At 61.6% G+C, this 19,554-nt stretch carries 21 protein-coding genes; 10 read left to right on the forward strand and 11 right to left on the reverse strand.

Going from position 1 to position 19,554, the window contains the following annotated elements; translation table 11 throughout:
• Positions 1 to 9: 9 nt before the first annotated feature.
• The 10 genes from GRF63_RS09285 to GRF63_RS09330 form a co-directional block, all read right to left on the reverse strand.
• Positions 10 to 1,986, reverse strand: a complete 1,977-nt coding sequence (locus GRF63_RS09285; RefSeq protein WP_160485739.1) for an alpha/beta hydrolase family protein — start codon at positions 1,984 to 1,986, stop codon at positions 10 to 12.
• A 32-nt stretch (positions 1,987 to 2,018) separates the two neighbouring features.
• A complete protein-coding gene (gene tgt / locus GRF63_RS09290; RefSeq protein ID WP_160485740.1) occupies positions 2,019 to 3,158 on the reverse strand; it encodes a tRNA guanosine(34) transglycosylase Tgt in 1,140 nt (379 codons plus the stop codon).
• Positions 3,148 to 4,095: a DUF481 domain-containing protein gene (locus GRF63_RS09295; protein ID WP_160485741.1), complete on the reverse strand. Its 948-nt coding sequence runs from the start codon at positions 4,093 to 4,095 to the stop codon at positions 3,148 to 3,150. Before GRF63_RS09295 ends, tgt begins: the two co-directional genes overlap by 11 nt.
• 18 nt (positions 4,096 to 4,113) lie before the next feature.
• On the reverse strand, positions 4,114 to 4,878 hold the full coding sequence (locus tag GRF63_RS09300; protein ID WP_160485742.1) for an ABC transporter permease: 765 nt from the start codon (positions 4,876 to 4,878) through the stop codon (positions 4,114 to 4,116).
• Positions 4,875 to 5,822 carry an ABC transporter ATP-binding protein gene (locus GRF63_RS09305; protein ID WP_160485743.1) on the reverse strand — a complete coding sequence of 316 codons (948 nt, stop codon included), beginning with the start codon at positions 5,820 to 5,822 and terminating at the stop codon, positions 4,875 to 4,877. Before GRF63_RS09305 ends, GRF63_RS09300 begins: the two co-directional genes overlap by 4 nt.
• Before the next feature lie 42 nt (positions 5,823 to 5,864).
• A complete protein-coding gene (queA, locus tag GRF63_RS09310; protein ID WP_160485744.1) occupies positions 5,865 to 6,893 on the reverse strand; it encodes a tRNA preQ1(34) S-adenosylmethionine ribosyltransferase-isomerase QueA in 1,029 nt (342 codons plus the stop codon).
• A gap of 57 nt (positions 6,894 to 6,950) precedes the next feature.
• A complete protein-coding gene (locus tag GRF63_RS09315) occupies positions 6,951 to 7,658 on the reverse strand; it encodes a peptidylprolyl isomerase (RefSeq protein ID WP_160485745.1) in 708 nt (235 codons plus the stop codon).
• A gap of 80 nt (positions 7,659 to 7,738) precedes the next feature.
• On the reverse strand, positions 7,739 to 8,251 hold the full coding sequence (coaD, locus tag GRF63_RS09320) for a pantetheine-phosphate adenylyltransferase (RefSeq protein ID WP_160485746.1): 513 nt from the start codon (positions 8,249 to 8,251) through the stop codon (positions 7,739 to 7,741).
• Positions 8,252 to 9,172, reverse strand: coding sequence for a polyprenyl synthetase family protein (locus GRF63_RS09325; protein ID WP_419865955.1), 921 nt, complete (start codon positions 9,170 to 9,172; stop codon positions 8,252 to 8,254).
• On the reverse strand, positions 9,162 to 9,422 hold the full coding sequence (locus GRF63_RS09330; RefSeq protein WP_237392401.1) for an exodeoxyribonuclease VII small subunit: 261 nt from the start codon (positions 9,420 to 9,422) through the stop codon (positions 9,162 to 9,164). Before GRF63_RS09330 ends, GRF63_RS09325 begins: the two co-directional genes overlap by 11 nt.
• A 63-nt stretch (positions 9,423 to 9,485) precedes the next feature.
• Here GRF63_RS09330 and GRF63_RS09335 point away from each other — a divergent pair, with 63 nt between their 5' ends.
• The 4 genes from GRF63_RS09335 to GRF63_RS09350 all read left to right on the forward strand — a co-directional run bounded on the left by GRF63_RS09335 (position 9,486) and on the right by GRF63_RS09350 (position 13,262).
• A complete protein-coding gene (locus GRF63_RS09335) occupies positions 9,486 to 9,872 on the forward strand; it encodes a DUF2177 family protein (protein WP_337189663.1) in 387 nt (128 codons plus the stop codon).
• Positions 9,873 to 9,955: 83 nt separating this feature from the next.
• Complete coding sequence (gene purL, locus GRF63_RS09340) at positions 9,956 to 12,190, forward strand: phosphoribosylformylglycinamidine synthase subunit PurL (protein ID WP_160485747.1); 2,235 nt, start codon at positions 9,956 to 9,958, stop codon at positions 12,188 to 12,190.
• Complete coding sequence (locus tag GRF63_RS09345; protein WP_160485748.1) at positions 12,190 to 12,582, forward strand: DUF3052 family protein; 393 nt, start codon at positions 12,190 to 12,192, stop codon at positions 12,580 to 12,582. The genes purL and GRF63_RS09345 overlap by 1 nt, the downstream gene beginning before the upstream one ends.
• Positions 12,579 to 13,262, forward strand: coding sequence for a nitroreductase family protein (locus GRF63_RS09350; protein WP_160485749.1), 684 nt, complete (start codon positions 12,579 to 12,581; stop codon positions 13,260 to 13,262). Before GRF63_RS09345 ends, GRF63_RS09350 begins: the two co-directional genes overlap by 4 nt.
• Here GRF63_RS09350 and serB read toward each other — a convergent pair.
• A complete protein-coding gene (serB, locus tag GRF63_RS09355) occupies positions 13,259 to 14,140 on the reverse strand; it encodes a phosphoserine phosphatase SerB (protein WP_160485750.1) in 882 nt (293 codons plus the stop codon). The two genes, GRF63_RS09350 and serB, sit on opposite strands and share 4 nt — an antisense overlap.
• Here serB and miaA point away from each other — a divergent pair.
• The 6 genes from miaA (at position 14,133) to GRF63_RS09385 (ending at position 19,526) form a co-directional block, all read left to right on the forward strand.
• On the forward strand, positions 14,133 to 15,077 hold the full coding sequence (miaA, locus tag GRF63_RS09360; protein WP_160485751.1) for a tRNA (adenosine(37)-N6)-dimethylallyltransferase MiaA: 945 nt from the start codon (positions 14,133 to 14,135) through the stop codon (positions 15,075 to 15,077). The two genes, serB and miaA, sit on opposite strands and share 8 nt — an antisense overlap.
• A gap of 116 nt (positions 15,078 to 15,193) precedes the next feature.
• Positions 15,194 to 16,936: a biosynthetic-type acetolactate synthase large subunit gene (gene ilvB / locus GRF63_RS09365; RefSeq protein ID WP_160485752.1), complete on the forward strand. Its 1,743-nt coding sequence runs from the start codon at positions 15,194 to 15,196 to the stop codon at positions 16,934 to 16,936.
• 14 nt (positions 16,937 to 16,950) lie between these two features.
• Positions 16,951 to 17,466, forward strand: a complete 516-nt coding sequence (ilvN, locus tag GRF63_RS09370) for an acetolactate synthase small subunit (protein WP_160485753.1) — start codon at positions 16,951 to 16,953, stop codon at positions 17,464 to 17,466.
• The gene (locus GRF63_RS09375) at positions 17,466 to 17,765 is read left to right on the forward strand and encodes a hypothetical protein (protein WP_160485754.1); all 300 of its coding nucleotides are present in this window, start codon (positions 17,466 to 17,468) and stop codon (positions 17,763 to 17,765) included. Before ilvN ends, GRF63_RS09375 begins: the two co-directional genes overlap by 1 nt.
• An 11-nt stretch (positions 17,766 to 17,776) precedes the next feature.
• Positions 17,777 to 18,796: a ketol-acid reductoisomerase gene (gene ilvC, locus GRF63_RS09380; RefSeq protein ID WP_160485755.1), complete on the forward strand. Its 1,020-nt coding sequence runs from the start codon at positions 17,777 to 17,779 to the stop codon at positions 18,794 to 18,796.
• A gap of 85 nt (positions 18,797 to 18,881) precedes the next feature.
• Positions 18,882 to 19,526, forward strand: a complete 645-nt coding sequence (locus tag GRF63_RS09385; RefSeq protein WP_160485756.1) for a YceI family protein — start codon at positions 18,882 to 18,884, stop codon at positions 19,524 to 19,526.
• Positions 19,527 to 19,554 lie beyond the last annotated feature (28 nt).

A 19,554-nucleotide genomic window follows, 5' to 3' on the forward strand; every position in this document is an offset into this window, starting at 1 on the left:
GGCATAGGCCTAATCCGCCAGATGCTGCCCCAGGAACGTGTCTATCGCCAACAGCATATTGCCGCGAACCTGGCCGTGATCTAGAGAATGATCGAACCCGTCGTATTCGACATATTGCACGCTGGCGCCCGCATCTTCCAACCGGCTTTTCATCCTCTGCGATTGAAACACGCCGACATTTGTGTCCTGCGTTCCGTGAAACAGCAGGACTGGCGCACGGAACCGATCCGCGTGATTGGCGGGGCTGCCATCCTCCACGTGTGAACCAGTGCCAACAAACTCGCGGACCTGCGCAAAATTGGTGTAATCGCGCGCTTCCTCGCGCAGCAATTCCAGATCGGTGACAGGCGCGATGGCGACCACCGCCTGATACAGATCAGGATCGACGACCTGCGATTGCAGCGCGGCATATCCGCCATAGGACCAGCCAACGATGCCCAGCCGATCGGGATCGGCAATCCCTTCTGACACCAGCCAGCGGCCGGCATCATTCACGTCACCGATCGCCGTTTCCCATTGCTGGAAACCATTGCGCCCGAACCAGGCATCGCCATAGCCACTGGAGCCGCGGAAATTGGGTTGCAACACTGCATAGCCGCGCGCGGCGAAGAATTGCACCAGCCAGTCAAAACCCCACTCATCGCGACTGCCGGGCCCGCCATGCGGCAAAACGATTGCCGACACCGGACCTTCCGAGTTCAGCGGCATGGTGAGATATCCCGGTATCTGCGTGCCATCCGCCGCCGGAAAGGTAACGGGCCGCATCGGCGCCATTTCAAGCTCCGCAAGGTGATCGCGTAGCGGCAGCAGCGGCGATAGCGCGTTGCTCTGCCTGTCCAGCAGGTAGGTCATGCCGGGGTCCACATCGCTGGATGCCACGATCAGCAGCGTCTGCTCATCCGCAGAAGCCCCAACGATATTGATCAGCGGCTTGCCGGGCAGGGCCTGTTGCAAACGAGCGGCCAAATTGGCGAGGTCTTCGTCGAGATATTCGACCTGCCGCTTTTCCGCCGCGTAGCTGACGCCCACAACGCGCTGCTTTCGGCCGATGCGGATCAATCTGTCGACGTCAACATCAGAGCGCGCCAGCACAGGTTCGCGCTTGGCTTCGTCATCCAGGGTAACGCGGTACAGCGCCGTGAAGCCATCCTGATCCTGAAATCCATAGGCCACGTTCTGCGCCGCATCGACAGCCACCGGCCTGAAACCGGAAAGATCATCCTTGAACGCAGTCCAACTGCGAGAGCCCGGCTCGCGATAGGAATAGAGGACATTCCCCGTCAGTCGGCCAAAGGAATCATGCGGCGCACGCACCTTGATGCGCACCTCGCCATTTTCATCCGCGACGTATCGCGTGGCATCCTCATCCGGGTTTTCTACAGTGCGCCGGCTGTTGCGAGTCACGTCCACAAGTTCAACGCCGAGCCCGCCTTCTTCGTTGGCAAGACGCGTGTTCCGGCTGTTTTCTTCCAGGAAACTGCGCGTCATGAGGATGCGGTTTTCCTCGCCCTCCACATCCAGCGCCAGCACCCTGCCGCCATTCTGCACGATCCCATAGGCGCGCGAAGAACGGCGCGGTGTCAGCAAATTCGGTTCAGACCCGTCGGTGGCGACAGACAGCATGCGCGTGTAGGTGATCGGCACCCGGTTATCATATTTGGCACTGCCATAGACCCTGCACACCAGCCAGATATCATTGGCCCAGTCGCAACCCGTCAGCTCTGCATCCGGCTCTGACAGCGCAGTCAGGGCGCGCGGCTCCGCCTCACCATTCAGATCGACGACATAGAGAATTTCCGTCGTGGCATTGTCTGAGGAGATGTAGGCGACCTTGTTGCCCGATGGGGACAGGCTGATATCCATCACCGTGGGCCTGGCGCCGAAACGACCGGCCAGTTCTTCCGCTTCGCTCATCTGCGCAGATGCGGGTGTGGCCGTAGCCAGGGCGATGATGGCAGCGCCTGCTGCCAGTCTATGATAATGCATTGTCCCTCCTGAAGTGGGGACATTGAAGCATCTTATGACTTTGAAAAATAGTCTCTTCTGAAATTTTCGGCAAATGATGCAAATCGGCCATCGCCAATCGCATCGCGCATGGCCTGCATCAATTGCTGGTAGAAGGAGAGGTTGTGCTCCGTCACCAGCATCGCGCCCAGGATCTCTCCGGATTTTTGCAGGTGATGCAGATAGGCACGGCTGTAATTTGCGCATGTCGGGCAGGTGCAGCGATCGTCCAGCGGTGCTGTATCCTCCGCATGGCGGGCGTTGCGCAGGTTCAGCGGACCATTCCAGGTGAAGGCCTGCCCGTTCCGGCCAGAACGCGTGGGCAGCACGCAATCGAACATGTCCACACCGCGCTCTACCGCACCCACCAGATCGTCGGGCTTGCCAACGCCCATCAGATATCGCGGGGCATCTTCGGGCAGCATGCCGGGCGCGTAATCCAGCACGCCGAACATCGCCTCCTGCCCCTCCCCCACGGCGAGGCCGCCGATGGCATATCCATCGAAGCCGATCTGGCGCAGCGCTTCGGCAGAGCGGCCACGCAGCCCCTCGTCCAGCGCGCCCTGCTGAATGCCGAACAGCGCGCTATTGGCCGCATGTTCGCCGCCTGCATCGAATGCATCGCGGCTGCGCTGTGCCCAGCGCATGGACAATTCCATGCTCGCCTCGATCTCTGCCATCGGCCTGTCGGCGCGCGGGCATTCATCGAAGCACATCACGATGTCAGACCCCAGCAGGCGCTGAATTTCCATGCTGCGTTCCGGGCTGAGCATATGCTTCGAGCCATCGATATGGCTGCGAAACTCCACGCCCTTTTCCGTCAGCTTGCGCAGGTCAGACAGGCTCATCACCTGATATCCGCCGCTGTCTGTCAGGATAGGGCGATCCCAGCGCATGAAATTGTGCAGACCGCCCAGCTTCGCCACCCGTTCCGCACCGGGGCGCAGCATCAGGTGATAGGTGTTGCCCAGAATGATGTCCGCGCCCGTTTCGCGCACGGCTTCCGGCTTCATCGCCTTTACCGTGGCGGCCGTTCCCACCGGCATGAACGCGGGCGTGCGAATGGTGCCGCGACGCATGGCGATTTCGCCGGTGCGCGCCTTGCCATCCACCGCGTGCACGGTGAATTCGAAACGGGTACGATCAGAAGCCATAGACGAGCGTGAAGCGGGAGAGCGTATCAGTGCTTACCGCGCCGGCAGGCGGGTTGCTGTCGTATTCGATCGTCCAGGAAAGCCGCGCGCTCAACTTGTCGGTCAGGCCAGCTTCCAGCCCCGTGGTCGCTGCCAGGCTGGTGTTCGCGCTATCGACAATCAGCAGGGCCTCTCCGCCCGTTTCCAGCGTGCTGCTGGCGTCCTGCGTCAGGGTGAGATCGTCGGTGATTTCCCAGTTGAAATCCGCGCCGAACAATGCAGCAAGGCGGCTGGACTTCGTGCCATCGGTGAATTGCGTGATGCGATAGGCCGGGCCTGCCTTTACCGACAATTCGATATCGTCCCTGTCGATCACCTTGTAACCAAGGCCACCGGACACCGCATAACGCGAGGAATATCCCTGCAGGCGGTCGCGCTCGTACCGGCCCAGGCCATAGGCGAAAAGGCGCTCGTTGATCTGGTAGCGCGGTTCATAGCTGGCCTGGAATTGCTCCCGCGAAGTCGTGCCGTTCTGGCGTCGGTAATCGGCGGTGAGGCGAAGGCGGTGTTCCCAGTCGATGCCCTCTCGGTTCAACGCCAGCACGGTGGTTACGCCAAATTCGTCCGTGTTGCCGGAGGACTGGAATGCGCCGATCTGCCCTTCCCCGCTCCAGTTCTGGAACAGACCTGCCTGGCGAATCTCTGCCGTCTTGCGCGCAGCTTCTGCAGCGGCGATTTCCGCCTGATCTGCCTTATACGCAGTCCAGATCGCGTCGATCTCCTCTTGCTCACCGGGGAATGCGGTGCGCGCGGTGGCGATCACCGCTTCCACCTGCTTTGCATCGCCAGAGGCGATGGCGGTATCGATCATCGTGCGCGCGGCATCGGGCAATTGCTGGGCCGCGGCAGGCGCGCAGAGCAGTGCCAGCGGGACGGCGAGGTAGGCAATTCTTGTCATGCCCGCCCCGCTAGCGCGTCATTCGCGCAATCGCCACCCTGTCTTGAAGATCCAGCCGATCACGGCGATGCAGATCAGCAGGAAACCAAGGGTCGCGCCGAAGGACAGCATGATCGGGAAATCCGATTCGCCAAGGAAGGTCCAGCGAAGGCCGCTGACCAGATAGACCACCGGATTCACCATCGCGACATATTGCCACGGCCCTTCCAGCGCGCTGATGGGGTAGAATGTGCCGCCCAGAAACGTCAGCGGCATCAGCACCAGCAGCGGAATGATCTGCAGCTTCTCGAACCCATCGGCCCACAGACCGATGATGAAGCCAAGCAGGGAGAAACTGGCCGCGACGAGCACGATATAGCCCAGCGCCAGGATGGGATGCGCGATCGAATAATCCACAATCAATGCCGCCGTGCCAAGGATGATGGCGGCCAGTATCAAGGACTTCACCGCCGCCGCGCCCACAAAGCCGATCAGTGTTTCCGCCACGCCCACGGGTGCGGACAGCAATTCGTAAATGGCGCCTGTGAACTTGGGCATGTAGATCCCGAAACTGGCGTTGCTGGTGCTTTCGGAAAGCAGCGTCAGCATCAGCAGGCCCGGCACGATGAAGGCGCCGTAATTCACGCCGCCCAGATCCATGCGATCACCCATCGCCGCGCCGAACACCACCAGATATAGCGAGGTGGTGATAACGGGCGAAAGGATGGAGCCGAAGATGGTGCGGAACATGCGCATCAGCTCGTTCTTGAATATCGCGTAGGTGCCGCGCGCGTTGAAGGTCATGCCGCCGTCTCCACCGGTTCATGCAGCAGGTCGACGAAAATATCCTCCAGCGTGCTCTCCTGCGTTTCCAGGCCGGAGAAGGCGATGCCCTCGCGCGTCAGCAGCTGCGCCAGCTCGGCCACCTCCCGCTTGCCCTTGCCGGTGCCATCCCCGCCGCGATAAACGAGGGATGTGCCGCCCTCCTCCAGATGCACGGGATATCCCGTCAGCGGGGCGGGAAGTTCGGCCAGCGGGGAATCGATGGTGAAATGCGCTTCGGTGCGACCCAGCTTCGCCATGATCGCATCCTTGTCATCCACCAGCAGGATGCGGCCCTTGGCGATCACGCCGACACGGTCCGCCATTTCCTCGGCTTCCTCGATATAATGGGTGGTGAGGATGATGGTGACGCCGCGATCGCGCAGCATGTCTATCTGCCGCCACATGTCGCGGCGCAGTTCCACGTCCACGCCCGCCGTGGGCTCATCCAGAAACAGCAGTTGCGGATCATGGGCCAGCGCCTTGGCGATCATCACGCGGCGCTTCATTCCGCCCGATAGCTCCCTGATGGCGGCATTACGCTTGTCCCACAGGCTGAGGCTGCGCAGAACTTCCTCTATCCGCGCTTCATCGGGGGCAGAGCCGAACATGCCGCGCGAATAGCGCACCTGGCGGATCACCTTGTCGAACATGTCGAAGCTTAGTTCCTGCGGCACCAGCCCGATCTGGCGGCGCACGTTCTTCCAGCTGGTCGCCAGATCCTGGCCAAACACTTCTATCTTGCCGCCGGTGGGCCGCACCAGCCCGCAGACAGAACCGATCAGCGTGGTCTTGCCCGCACCATTGGGCCCCAGCAGCGCAAAAATCTCGCCGCGGTTGATCGTCAGATCCACGCCGTCCAGCGCCTTCACCCCGCCCTTGTAGGTTTTTTCGAGACCGCGAATGTTGAGTATTGGTTCAGGCATGCCAATCCTTGTGGGGTTGGCCGCCGCAAATACAAGCTGGCCCTAGGGGATTAGCAGGCTGGAATCGCCATAGCTGTAGAAGCGATATCCCTGCGCAATCGCATGGGCATAGACATCCTGCATCCGCTGCGTTCCCATCAATGACGACACCAGCATCATCAGCGTGGATTTGGGCAGGTGAAAATTGGTCATCAAGCCGTCCACTGCGCGGAACGTGTAGCCCGGCGTGATGAAGATGGAGGTATCGGCGGAAAACGCGCGGATGATGCCGTCCTCTCCTGTCGCGCTTTCCAGCAGGCGCAGACTGGTGGTGCCCACCGCGATCAACCGGCCACCGGCAGCGCGCGCGGCATTCAGCCTGTCTACCGTGGCGGCATCGATGGTGCCGAATTCAGCATGCATTTGGTGATCGTCCGTATCATCCGCCTTCACCGGCAGGAATGTGCCCGCGCCCACATGCAGGGTGAGCGTTTCGCGCCCGATGCCAGCCTCGTCCAGCGCGGTGGCCAGGCGATCGGTGAAATGCAGCGCGGCGGTGGGAGCAGCGACGGCGCCGTCTTCCCTGGCGAACATGGTCTGGTAATCTTCGCGATCCTGCTCATCCGTTTTGCGCTTGCCGGCGATATAGGGAGGCAGCGGCATGCGTCCCGCTCGCTCCAGCAAGACTTCCACCGGCTCATCACCTTCGAATGCAAGGGTGAAGCTGCCATCATCGTGGCGCTCTTCCGCAATCGCGGTAACGCCTGCGCCGAATTCCACGCGGTCTTGCGGTTTCAGGCGCTTGGCATTGCGGATGAAGGCCTGCCAACGGCGCAGGTCCAGCCGCTTATGCAGAGTTGCACCAATGCGCGCCTCCCCGCGTTTTCCTTCCAGCTGGGCGGGAATGACACGCGTATCGTTGAAGACGAGGACATCGCCCTTGCGCAGCAGCTTTGGCAGATCCAGCACGCCGCAATCGGCGAACGGCGCATCGCCCTGCACCACCAGCATGCGCGCGGCATCGCGCGGGCGCGCAGGGCGCAGCGCGATCAGATCCGTCGGCAGGTCAAAATCGAACAGGTCGACTTTCATGTTTCAAAAGCCCGACCAGCTGACGCCTTGCAAAAGGCCATCATCCGTAAGGCCAGATCAGTTGACGCCCGAACCGGTCAACATATCCAGCGTGATCCGTTCCGATGGCGCAACGGTTGCGCTGGGCATCATCTGTTCGACATTGTCGGCAGCGATGCTGGCCTGCAGGATGCGCGTGGGATTTGCGGGCGGTTCGCCGCGTTGAATGGCATCCACGGCAGGCATATTGCTGATAACGCGGCCAAAGTTGGTGTAGCGGCGATCCAGTGCGAAGCGCGGATAGAACACCACGAAGAATTGGCTGTTGGCGCTGTTATCATCACTGGCGCGGGCCATGGAAACGGTGCCGCGAACATGCGGAAGGAAGTTGAACTCCTCCTCCAGGTCAGGAAGGGTGGAGCCGCCCTGGCCGGTGCCGGTTGGGTCACCCGTCTGCGCCATGAAGCCATCGATCACGCGGTGGAACGGCACGCCGTTATAGAACCCGTCACGCGTCAGGACCTTGATCCGCTCCACATGGTTGGGAGCCCATTGCGGCATCAGGCGGATGGCCACGCGCTCTCCGGTCGAAAGGTCCAGCAGCAGGATATTGTCCCGGTCCTGCGTCATGTCGAAATTGACCTTCACGGGGATCTGCGTCGCAGCCTCGTTCGTGGATTCCGTGGCCTCCACCGCGGGCGTAAGCGAAATGTCCTGCGCAGCGGCAGGCGTTGCAGTGAAGGTGAAAGCGGCAGCGATTGCCGTCAGCGCGATATGGCGGATCATGGTCCAGTCCGATATTAAAGGTGAAATCTGATGCGGCCCTATCGGCTGCCTGCTGACAGTTCAATGAACATAATAACAGGCTATAGACTGCCGCGCCGCCCGATCTTGGCAACGCGGGCCTCCACAAGGCCTTTCACCGATGGGCTGACGAAGGGCGCGATATCGCCGCCGTAGAGGGCAATTTCCTTCACCAGCTTGGATGCGATGGGCTGAAGCGAGATATCGGCCATCAGGAACACCGTCTCGATCGAATCGTCGATCTGCTGGTTCATGCCTGCCATCTGATATTCATATTCGAAATCGGCCACGGCGCGCAGCCCGCGGATGATGACGCTGGCACCCACGTGTGCGGCGAATTTCATCAGCAGCGCATCGAAGCCGCGGATCTCCACATTGTCGAGGCCGAGCCGGTCAATTTCGGAGCGCATCATGTCCATCCGCTCATCGGGCGTGAACATGGGGTTCTTGCTGGGATTGGTGGTGACGCCGATCACTAGCCGATCCACCAGCTTGGCCCCGCGCCGGATGATATCGGCATGGCCGCGCGTGCAGGGATCGAAAGTGCCCGGATAAAGGCCGATGCGTTCTGTCATTTAGCGGTCCCTCTCCACCACAAAGCGTGCCAGCGCGCGCAGCAGGTCTGCCTCCTCCCCATGGCCGGAGAGGTGGCCGATGGCCTGCTGCGACAGCGCATGGGCCTGCGCCCGTGCCCCCTCAGCGCCCATCAGGGACACGAAGGTTGCCTTCCCCGCCTGCGCATCCTTGCGCAGCGCCTTGCCGGCCTTTTCCTCGTCACCTTCCTCATCCAGCAGATCATCCGCGATCTGGAAGGCAAGACCGATATCGCGGGCATAATTGCGCAGATGCGTGCGGCCATCCTCCGGCACCTTGGCCAGGATCGCGCCCATCTCCACCGCCGCGCCCAGCAATGCGCCGGTTTTCAGCTGTTGCAGGCGGGTGACGCCGCGCAGATCGAACTGCTCTTTCTCCGCCACCATATCCATCACCTGCCCGCCAGCCATGCCATTATGGCCGCTGGCGCTGGCAAGGGCATGGACCAGCTCTGCCCGGATGAAGGGATCGGAACTTACCTCTGTCCCGGTAAGAATATCGAATGCCAGCGCGTGCAGGCAATCACCCGCCAGCACGGCAATCGCCTCGTCATGCACCTTGTGCAGAGTGGGCTTGCCATGGCGCATGTCATCATCATCCATGCAGGGCAGATCGTCATGGATCAGCGAATAGACATGGATCGATTCGATGGCGGCCCCCGCCCTGACGGCGGCCTGCCGGCTGGCGCCATACATCTCTGCCACCGTCACCAGCAGCATGGGGCGCACACGCTTGCCACCACCGATGGTGGCATAGCGCATCGCCTCTACCAATGGCGCGCGCGCATCATCGGGAACGGGCAGGATCGCATCGAAGGCGTCGTCGATCTCTCGCTGGATTTTCTGGAGGCCAAGCCCAAGAACATCGTCCGCCATCACCAATCCCATCGCCTCAGCCCGCATCGAAAGGCGCGGTGCCCGCAGGCTTGCCATCGGGCCCGGCGACTATTTTCTCGATCCGCTCCTGCGCGGCATCCAGCCGGGTCTGGCAATGGCGCCGCAGCGCCTCCCCCCGTTCATACAGCGCGATACTCTCGTCCAGAGGCACCTCGCCGCCCTCCAGCCTGCGCACCACATCTTCGAGGGCCTTGAGCGCCTCTTCAAAACTCATCGCGGAAATTTGGGAAAGGTCTTCTGCCATGGGTGGGACCATTGACGGTGGGAGAGCGCAGGGTCAAGCTGTGCCACCTGCAGGAGAGGCCCAATAAAGTGGATTATTGCCTATATCGCCGCGGCGGTGGCATTCGGCGCGCTGGATGCCGTGTGGCTGCGCTGGGCGGCGGACAATCTTTATCGCCCCGTCATCGGCAGCATCATGGCGGCAGATTTCCGCATGGGCGCAGCGGCAGCGTTCTACCTTATCTATATAGCGGGGATGGTATGGTTCGCCATCCGTCCGGGGCTGGAGGCGGGCAGCGTGGGCACCGCCATGCTGAACGGCGCGCTGGTGGGCGGGCTGTGTTATGCCACCTTCGATCTTACCAGTCAGGCCGTGCTGAAGGTGTGGGCGACGCATATCAGCCTGGCCGATATGGCATGGGGTGCCTTTGCCACGGCCATGGCTGCAGGCGCTGCCACGTGGGTTACCCTGAAACTGGCGTAAAGCTGAAACTGGCAAGCTAAATTGGGTAAAATCCGGGTCTGGAGGACTAGCGAAGGCGCAAAGCCGGGGCTAAGGCCGCTGCCATGAGTCAGATCACACCCGAAGTCGTCGAACAACACGGTCTCAGCTCCGAGGAATATGAGCGCGTTCTTGCCGGGCTTGGCCGAGAGCCAAACCTTGTGGAACTGGGCATATTCTCCGTGATGTGGAGCGAGCACTGCTCCTACAAGTCCAGCCGTTTCCACCTGAAGAAATTGCCGACGGAGGCGCCGTGGGTCATCTGCGGCCCGGGTGAGAATGCAGGCGTCATCGATATCGGCGATGGCCAGGCGGCCATCTTCAAGATGGAGAGCCACAACCACCCCAGCTATATCGAGCCATATCAGGGCGCAGCCACTGGCGTTGGCGGCATTTTGCGCGACGTGTTCACCATGGGCGCGCGTCCTGTGGCCAATGCCAATGCGCTGCGCTTTGGCCGTCCCGATCATCCCAAGATGAAGCATCTGGTGCAGGGCGTGGTCGCCGGCATCGGCGGCTATGGCAATTGCGTGGGCGTGCCCACCGTCGCTGGCGAAACGAATTTCCACCCCGCCTATGACGGCAATATCCTCGTCAACGCGATGACCGTGGGCGTGGCGGATGCGGACAAGATCTTCTATTCCGCCGCCACGGGCGTTGGTAACCCCATCGTCTATGTCGGCTCCAAGACCGGGCGCGACGGTATTCACGGCGCCACCATGGCCAGCGCAGATTTCGCCGAAGATGCAGAGGCTAAGCGTCCCACGGTGCAGGTGGGTGACCCCTTCACAGAGAAGCTGCTGATCGAGGCTTGCCTGGAGCTGATGGCCACCGATGCCATCGTCGCCATTCAGGATATGGGCGCGGCTGGCCTCACCTCCTCCAGCGTGGAAATGGCCACCAATGGCAAGGCGGGCATCCGCCTCGACATGAACAAGGTGCCCTGCCGTGAAGAAGGCATGACGCCTTATGAAATGATGCTGAGCGAAAGCCAGGAGCGAATGCTCATGGTGCTGAAGCCCGGCAAGGAGGAAATGGCAGCCGCCATCTTCGAGAAATGGGAGCTGGATTTCGCCGTCATCGGCGAAGTTACGGACACTCGCCACATGGTGCTGGAATTCGATGGCGAAGTGGTTTGCGATATTCCGCTCGGCCCGCTTGCCAAGGATGCGCCCGAGTATGAGCGGCCCTACCTCAGCCGCGAGGATTACACGCAGTGGGCGGGCATAAAGCCAATGACGGACCGGCCCGATACCGACGATGTCGGCACGGACCTGATCAGCCTGCTTTCCAGCCCCAATTTGTGCAGCCGCAACTGGATTGCGCAGCAGTATGACAGCCAGGTGGGCGCAGATACACTGCAAACCGGCGGCGATGCCGGCGTGGTGCGTGTGCACGGCACGAAGAAGGCGCTGGCCATCAGCACCGATTGCACGCCCCGCTATGTTCATGCCGACCCTTATGAAGGCGGCAAGCAGGCTATTGCAGAGGCCTATCGCAATCTGTGCGCCGTGGGCGCGCGGCCCCTGGCGGTGACCAATTGCCTCAACTTCGCCAACCCGCAGCGGCCGGAAATCATGGCGCAATTCGTCCATGCGCTGGACGGTATGGGCACCGCGTGCCGCGCGCTGGATTTCCCGATCGTCAGCGGCAATGTCTCGCTTTATAACGAAAGCAAGGCCACCGGCGGCGGCAGCGCGATCCTGCCCACGCCTGCCATCGGCGGCGTCGGCATTATCGACGATTACGCGCACATGATGACGATGCCGTTCAAGAACGAAGGCGACACCATCTACCTGCTGTGGCCGGAAGAATGGGCCACGCCTGATCCGGAACGCTCCCACCTTGGCAAATCGCTCTGGCTCAAGCAGATCCATGGCCGCGACGAAGGTCGCGCGCCGCCGGTGGATCTCACGCTGGAGAAAGCTGCGGGCGAAATCGTGCGTGATCTGATTGCCGATGGCCTGGTGAACGCCGTGCATGACGTGTCCGACGGCGGCATCGCCGTGGCGCTGGCCGAAATGGCCATGGCGGGCAATCTTGGTGCGGAGGTTGCGCGCAACGAGGATTATTCCGCGGCGCAGTGGTGGTTTGGCGAAGATCAGGGCCGCTACATCATCACCGTGCCCGATACCGATGCCCTCAACCGCCAGCTTGCCAAGGGCACGCAGGACGAACACCACGCCCGCGTCGGCTTCCGCCGCCTCGGCACTGTGGGCGGAGACGCGCTGTTCGGAAAGACGCTGGACGAGCTGAAAAAGGCGCATCGCGAGTTCTTCGATAGCTGGATGGAGAGCTGATGGCAGCCGGGCATTCCGAAACTCCACTCGCCAAGAAGCTGAACCTGCGGGATGGGCAGCGCGTGTGGTTCGACGGGATGCCGGATGACGTGCAGGAAGAAATCGCGGAATATGCGCTGGAACTGATCTTCGTCCGCGAGCCCGAAGAAGGCGTGGATGCCGCGCACGTTTTCGTCACCAAGCGGGCGGATATGGCGGCCACGCTGGAGCGGCTGCGCCATTGCCTGTCCCGCGACGGACAAATCTGGGTAAGCTGGCCGGAAAGTGGCGAGCTTTCCGAAACCGCCATCCGCGAGGCTGGTGAACCCCTCGGCCTCGTCGATACGAAATCTTGCGACGTAAGCGATGATTGGTGCGGCCTGAAGCTTGTGATTCGCAAGGATTTGCGTTGAGCGGCAGCCAGCCTTTTCCGCCTCTTCCCGATCTCTCCGAAGCGGAGCGTATCGCCCGTGCCAAGGCCGCTTTCGAACGGCTGAAATCCCGCCACTCCTGCCGCGCCTTTTCAGATGCGCCCGTGCCGCGCGAAGTGATCGAATATGCGATCCGCGCCGCCGGCACCGCGCCAAACGGGGCCAATCACCAGCCGTGGCATTTCGCCGTCATCGGCTCCCCAGATAAGAAGCGCGCCGTTCGCGAAGCTGCGGAGGCGGAGGAGCGGCGATTTTATGGCGATGATGGTGAAAAACCCAAGGCGAGCGAAGAGTGGCTGGATGCCCTCGCTCCCATCGGCACCAATGCCAGCAAGCCCTTCCTTGAAACCGCGCCTTGGCTGATCGCGTGCTTCGCGCAGCGTACTGGCGGTATCGACGAGGACGGCGAAACGCAGAACTATTACGTCAATGAAAGCGTGGGAATCGCTTGCGGCATGCTGATTGCAACGCTGCATGAGGCGGGCCTCGCCACGCTGACGCACACGCCTTCACCCATGGGTTTTCTGCGCGATCTGTGTGGACGGCCGAAGATTGAAAAGCCGCTGATGATCGTGGTGGTCGGCCACCCGGCAGCGGATGCTACTGTGCCCGAACATGCCCTGCAGAAGAAGCCGCTGGAACAGATTGCCAGCTGGCTCTAGCCCACCCACTCTTCCTTGCGGATTTCCAGCAGTTTCAGCACGGCCGTAAGATCGCCGCGATCCACCCAGCCATTGGCCGCCTCGCGCGCCTTTGGCTTGGCGCGATAGGCGATGCCGTAGGTTGCGCTTTCGATCATCGGGATGTCGTTCGCCCCGTCACCTGCCGCCATCGACACGGCGCCCTCGCCCAGTTTGCCCAGTTCTTCCTGCAAGACGGATTTCTTGGTCGCGCTGTCGGTGATGCCGCCCACCAGCCCGCCGGTCAGCTTGCCATCCGAAACTTCCAGCCGATTGCCCACCACGCGTTCGAAGCCGATCTGCTCGGCCACATCATCGGCAAAATGGTGAAAGCCGCCCGTCACCAGAACGGTGCGACAGCCCTTTGATTTCAGCGTTTCCACCAGCACGCGCGCACCATCATTGGGCCGGATCCGTTCGGCCAGGCAGCGGGTGATCGCGCTTTCGTCCAGCCCTTCCAGCAGGGCCACGCGTTCGCGCAGGGCGGATTCGAAATCGAGCTCACCCTGCATGGCGCGTTCGGTGATTTCGGCCACCTTGTCCTTCAGGCCAGCGAAATCGGCGAGTTCATCGATGCATTCCTGCCCGATCATGGTGGAATCCATATCGGACACGAACAGGTGCGGGATGCGAAATTCATCGCGCGCGATAATGGCGTCGCTGGCCTCGAAGTGGGTGTCGATAGCGCTGCGCAGGGCGTTCAGATCGTCGCCAGCGGTTTCCAGTTGCAGCACGTCGCCGCAGAAATCCAGCATGGCCGCGTGGGCGACGGGCACCGAAGTTTCGGCAAGCGCGGCGGTCATCGCGTCCAGCCGCCTTTCCAGTGTGGCGGGGTCTGCTATCAGCCGGGCAATGAGCAAGTCTGAATCTCCAGTTCTAAAACAGGTCGCGCTCATCGCAGGGCCAACCGCCAGCGGCAAGAGCGATCTGGCCGTGACCCTTGCATTGGCGCTGGAAAAGTCCGGTAGACGCGCCGTGGTGATCAATGCCGACAGCGCGCAGGTCTATGCCGATCTGCAAATTCTCAGCGCGCGGCCCAGCAGCGAAGAAATGCGCGGCGTGCCGCATCGCCTGTTCGGCGCGTGGGACGGGGCGCAGGCATGCTCCGCCGCAGATTGGGCCGCTGCCGCCAAGCGAGAGATAGAGGAGGCGCACGCCGCAGGCGCCGTGCCCATCCTGGTCGGCGGGACGGGCCTGTATATCCGCACCCTGCTGGACGGGATTGCCCCTGTGCCGCCAATCGATCCCGCTATTCGGGAAGAGGTGCGCGCGATGGACGCCGAGGACCTCTACGCCGCCGTGCAGCGTGAAGATGCCGAGGCTGCGCAAACGCTCAACGCCAATGATACGCAGCGCCTGTCTCGCGCGCTCGAAGTGGTCCGCTCTTCGGGGAAGCCTTTGCGCGAATGGCAGCGCCAGAAGACGGGCGGCATCGGTGATGCCATCGCTCTGGCCCCGCTGGTGCTGCTGCCTGACAGGGAATGGCTGTACAAGCGGTGCGACCGCCGATTTGCGCTGATGATGGAGAACGGCGCGGTGGAGGAGGTGGAGCGGTTGCTCACCCGCGATCTTTCCGAGGATTTGCCCGTCATGCGCGCCATCGGGGTGCCGCAGATTGCGGAATATCTGCGCGGTTCCCTGTCACAGGAAGAGGCCATTGCACGCGGGCAGCAGGTCACCCGCAATTACGCAAAGCGGCAATATACCTGGCTGCGCCACCAGCCGCCGGAAGATTGGCCACGCCTCGCGCCCGATAATGTCCAATTGAGGACAGTTTTTGAAACAATATTTTCCTAATAGCGGTTGACATGACAGATTATTCCCAATAGTGACGCCGCCGGTGAGTAGGAGAGGTTGGCCCGGCGCAAGCGATTGTGCCGGGTCGTTTCTTAAGGAAACCGAAGGAGAAGAACGTGTCGGACGAACGCAGCGGCGCTGCGATATTAGTTGAGAGCCTGGTGCGTCAGGGTGTCGAATATGTCTTCGGCTATCCGGGCGGCGCAGTGCTGCCCATTTACGACGAACTGTTTTCCGACAATCGCGTGCGCCACATCCTCGTGCGGCACGAAGCTGGCGCGGCGCATGCAGCGGAAGGCTATGCCCGCTCCACCGGCAAGCCCGGCGTCGTGCTCGTCACCTCCGGCCCCGGCGCCACCAATGCCATTACCGGCATTGCCGATGCCTTCATGGATTCCATCCCGCTGGTGGTGATCACCGGCCAGGTGCCCACCAACCTCATCGGCACCGATGCCTTCCAGGAAGCCGACACCGTTGGCCTGACGCGGCATTGTTCAAAGCACAACTACTTGGTGAAAGACCCGGCAGACTTGGCCGCGACGATCGAGGAAGCTTTCGAGATCGCCATGACCGGCCGCCCCGGCCCCGTCGTCATCGATATTCCCAAGAACGTGCAGATCGCAACGGCAGACATGCCCGAAGGCGCGGCAGAACGGCGCAAGCGATACCAGCCGCGCACCGTAGCAGCGCCGGAGGAGATTGCCGAGGCCATCGATCTGATCGCCAATGCTGAAAGGCCCGTCCTTTATACAGGCGGCGGCGTGATCAACGCCGGGCCGCAGGCATCGGCTGCCTTGCGCAAGTTCCAGCAGCTGACGGGCGCGCCGCTCACCTCCACCTTGATGGGCCTGGGCGCGTTTCCGGCAGACCACCCGGACTGGCTGGGAATGCTGGGCATGCACGGCACTTACGAAGCCAACATGACGATGAACCAGTGCGATGTCATGGTGTGCGTCGGCGCGCGCTTTGATGATCGCGTGACCGGCCGACTGGATGCCTTTGCGCCGGGTTCCACGAAGATCCACATCGATATCGACCGCGCCAGCATCAACAAGGTTGTGCCGGTGGATCTGGGCATCGTGGGCGATTGCGGCACCGTTCTGGAACAGATGATCGAGTGCTGGGGCAACCGCAAAGCTGCGGACCTGAGCGAATGGAAAGCCCGCGTTGCCGGGTGGAAGGCGCGTGACAGCCTGGCCTATCCGGCAACCGAGAACACGCTGATGCCGCAAAAGGCGATTGAAACGCTGTTCGCCATGACGAAGGACCGCGATCCCATCATCTCCACCGAAGTGGGGCAGCACCAGATGTGGGCGGCGCAGTATTTCGGCTTCATGGCGCCTAACAAGTGGCTCACCAGCGGTGGCCTTGGCACGATGGGCTATGGCCTGCCTGCCGCAATCGGCGCGCAGCTGGGCAATCCGGATGACCTGGTGATCGATATCGCCGGAGAGGCCAGCATCCAGATGAATATCCAGGAACTGGGCACCGCCAGCCAGTTCCGCCTGCCGGTGAAGGTGTTCATCCTCAATAACGAGTACATGGGCATGGTTCGCCAGTGGCAGGAACTGACCTATGAAAGCCGTTATTCCAACAGCTATTCAGACAGCCTGCCGGATTTCGTGGCGCTGGCCGAAAGCTATGGCTGGAAGGGTATCCGCATCAATTCCGAAAGCGAGCTGGAGGATGGCATCCGTGCCATGCTGGAGCATGATGGGCCAGTGATGGTGGATTGCCTCGTATCGAAGGATGCCAATTGCTACCCGATGATTCCGTCGGGCGCGGCGCACACCGAAATGCTGCTGCATGGTGATCGCACCAGCGGCATCATGGCTGATGAAGCCAAGGCTCTGGTGTAAGGACAATCAGCGACATGAAAATTCAGCATCGCGAAGCCGAACGGCATGTTCTTACTGTCGTGGTTGATAATGAACCGGGCATCTTGGCCAAGATCACCGGCCTGTTCACCGCGCGCGGCTATAATATCGATAGCCTGACCGTGGCGGACATCTCCGAAGATCACGCAATCAGCCGCATCACCGTGGTTACCGGCGGCCCGCCGCAGGTGATAGACCAGATCATGGCACAGCTGGAACGGCTGGTGCCGGTTCACCGCGTGACGGACCTTACCGACGAAGGCCCGCATGTGGAGCGTGAACTGGCGCTGGTGAAAGTGCGCGGCACGGGTGAAAACCGGGTGGAGGCATTGCGCATCGCCGATGTCTTCCGTGCCAGCGTCGTCGACACCACGACCGAAAGCTTCGTTTTCGAATTGACCGGCGCCAAGGACAAGATCGACAATTTCGTCGCCCTGATGCGCAGCCTCGGGCTGGTCGAAGTCGGCCGGTCCGGTGTCGTGGGCATGATGCGCGGCAGCGAGGGGTCTTGATGCACGCCATCAGTCCCACCTTGCTGGCAGGCGATAGCGCGATCACGGGATCGCCTGTTACCCGCCAAGTAACCCGTTTCGCCTGGCACTGGGCGGGTGCGCTGTGCCTTTCGATGGCCGCAGTGCTTGCACTGTCAGCCCATGGCGATATCACGACGCCCGCGATCATCCTTGCCACCGGCATAGCCCTTCTTTCGATGGGAATTGCCGATGACAATCTGACCTGTGGCCGCCTTTTTGGCTGGCCGCTTATCACTCTCACCGGGGCGCTTACGCTCCTCGCTCACTACACGACCTGATTGGACGAAAAATGAAAGTCTATTACGACGCCGATTGCGACCTCAACCTCATCACCGACAAGAAGATTGTCGTGCTTGGCTATGGCAGCCAGGGCCACGCCCACGCGCAGAACCTGCGTGACAGCGGTGTAAAGAACGTCGCCATCGCGCTGCGCGAAGGTTCTGCCACGGCAAAGAAGGCCGAAGCTGCGGGCTTCGAGGTGCTGAGCAACAAGCAGGCTGCCGAGCAGGCCGATATCCTGATGATCCTGGCGCCAGACGAACACCAGGCCGCGATCTGGGAGAACGATCTGAGGGGCAATATGAAGCCCGGCGCCGCGCTGGCATTTGCCCACGGCCTCAACATCCATTTCGGCCTGATCGAAGCGCCCGAAGATATCGACGTGATCATGATCGCGCCCAAGGGCCCCGGCCACACTGTGCGCAGCGAATATCAGCGTGGCGGCGGCGTGCCCTGCCTGATCGCCATCCACCAGGATGCCAGCGGCAATGCGCATGACATCGCCCTCGCCTATGCCAGCGGCGTTGGTGGCGGGCGTTCCGGCATCATCGAAACCAACTTCCGCGAGGAATGCGAAACCGATCTGTTCGGTGAGCAGGCCGTGCTGTGCGGCGGCATCACCCACCTGATCCAGGCCGGTTTCGAAACCCTGACCGAAGCCGGTTACGCGCCGGAAATGGCCTATTTCGAGTGCCTGCACGAAACCAAGCTGATCGTGGACCTGCTGTATGAAGGCGGCATCGCCAACATGCGCTATTCCATCAGCAACACGGCGGAATACGGTGACATCACCACCGGCCCGCGTATCATCACCGATGAAACCAAGGCAGAGATGAAGCGCGTGCTGGACGATATCCAGTCGGGCCGTTTCGTGAAGAACTTCGTGCTGGATAACCGCGCCGGCCAGCCAGAGCTGAAGGCCGCCCGCAAGCGTGCCGAAGCGCATCCGATCGAGCAGACCGGTTCGCAGCTGCGCGCCATGATGCCCTGGATTTCCGCCAACAAGCTGGTGGACAAGGACAAGAACTAACCTCAGCCGATCAAGTTTATCCCGGTGGACAATGTCATGACGCTGCGTACACTTGCAGTGCAGACTTTCCACCGGGAGACTTACCATGCGTAAACCGATTCTGGCCCTTCTGGGCGCAGCCGCAATTTCCACCGCCGCAATTACCGTCGCACAAACCGACGGCGCAGAAGACGGCGCGATGGACACCAGCGCCATCACATCGGGCAGCTATTCCACCGATCCATCGCACACTCTGGTTGTCTGGGGCCTCGATCACCTGGGCTTCAACGATTATTTCGGCATCTTTGGTGACATCACCGGCACGCTGGAACTCGATACAGAAACGCTGTCGAACTCATCCGTCGACGTCACCATTCCTATCGCGGATGTCACCGTCGCCAGCCAGGGCCTGAAGGACCATCTTCTTCGCGCCGGTGAAGATGGCGCCGATCCCGATTTCTTCGGCCCCTCTCCCGAACCTGCGCGGTTCGTGTCCACTGCCGTTCACCAGACGGGCGATCACAGCGCGCACATCATGGGCGATCTCACCTTCAACGGCGTTACCAAGCCTGTCACCATCAATGCAGAGCTTTCGGGCATGGGCGTCAACGGTATGAGCCAGAAGGAAACCGTGGGCTTCCATGGCACCACCACCATCACGCGTTCCGAGTGGAACCTTGGCTGGGGCACGCAGTTCGGCCTGGGTGATGAGGTTGAGCTGGATATCACGGTCGCCTTCGAAAAGGACTGACCTTTAGCGAACACCACGCGGGGTGCGG

The organism is Aurantiacibacter rhizosphaerae (genome assembly GCF_009807005.1).
Classification (GTDB): Bacteria; Pseudomonadota; Alphaproteobacteria; order Sphingomonadales; family Sphingomonadaceae; genus Alteraurantiacibacter; species Alteraurantiacibacter rhizosphaerae.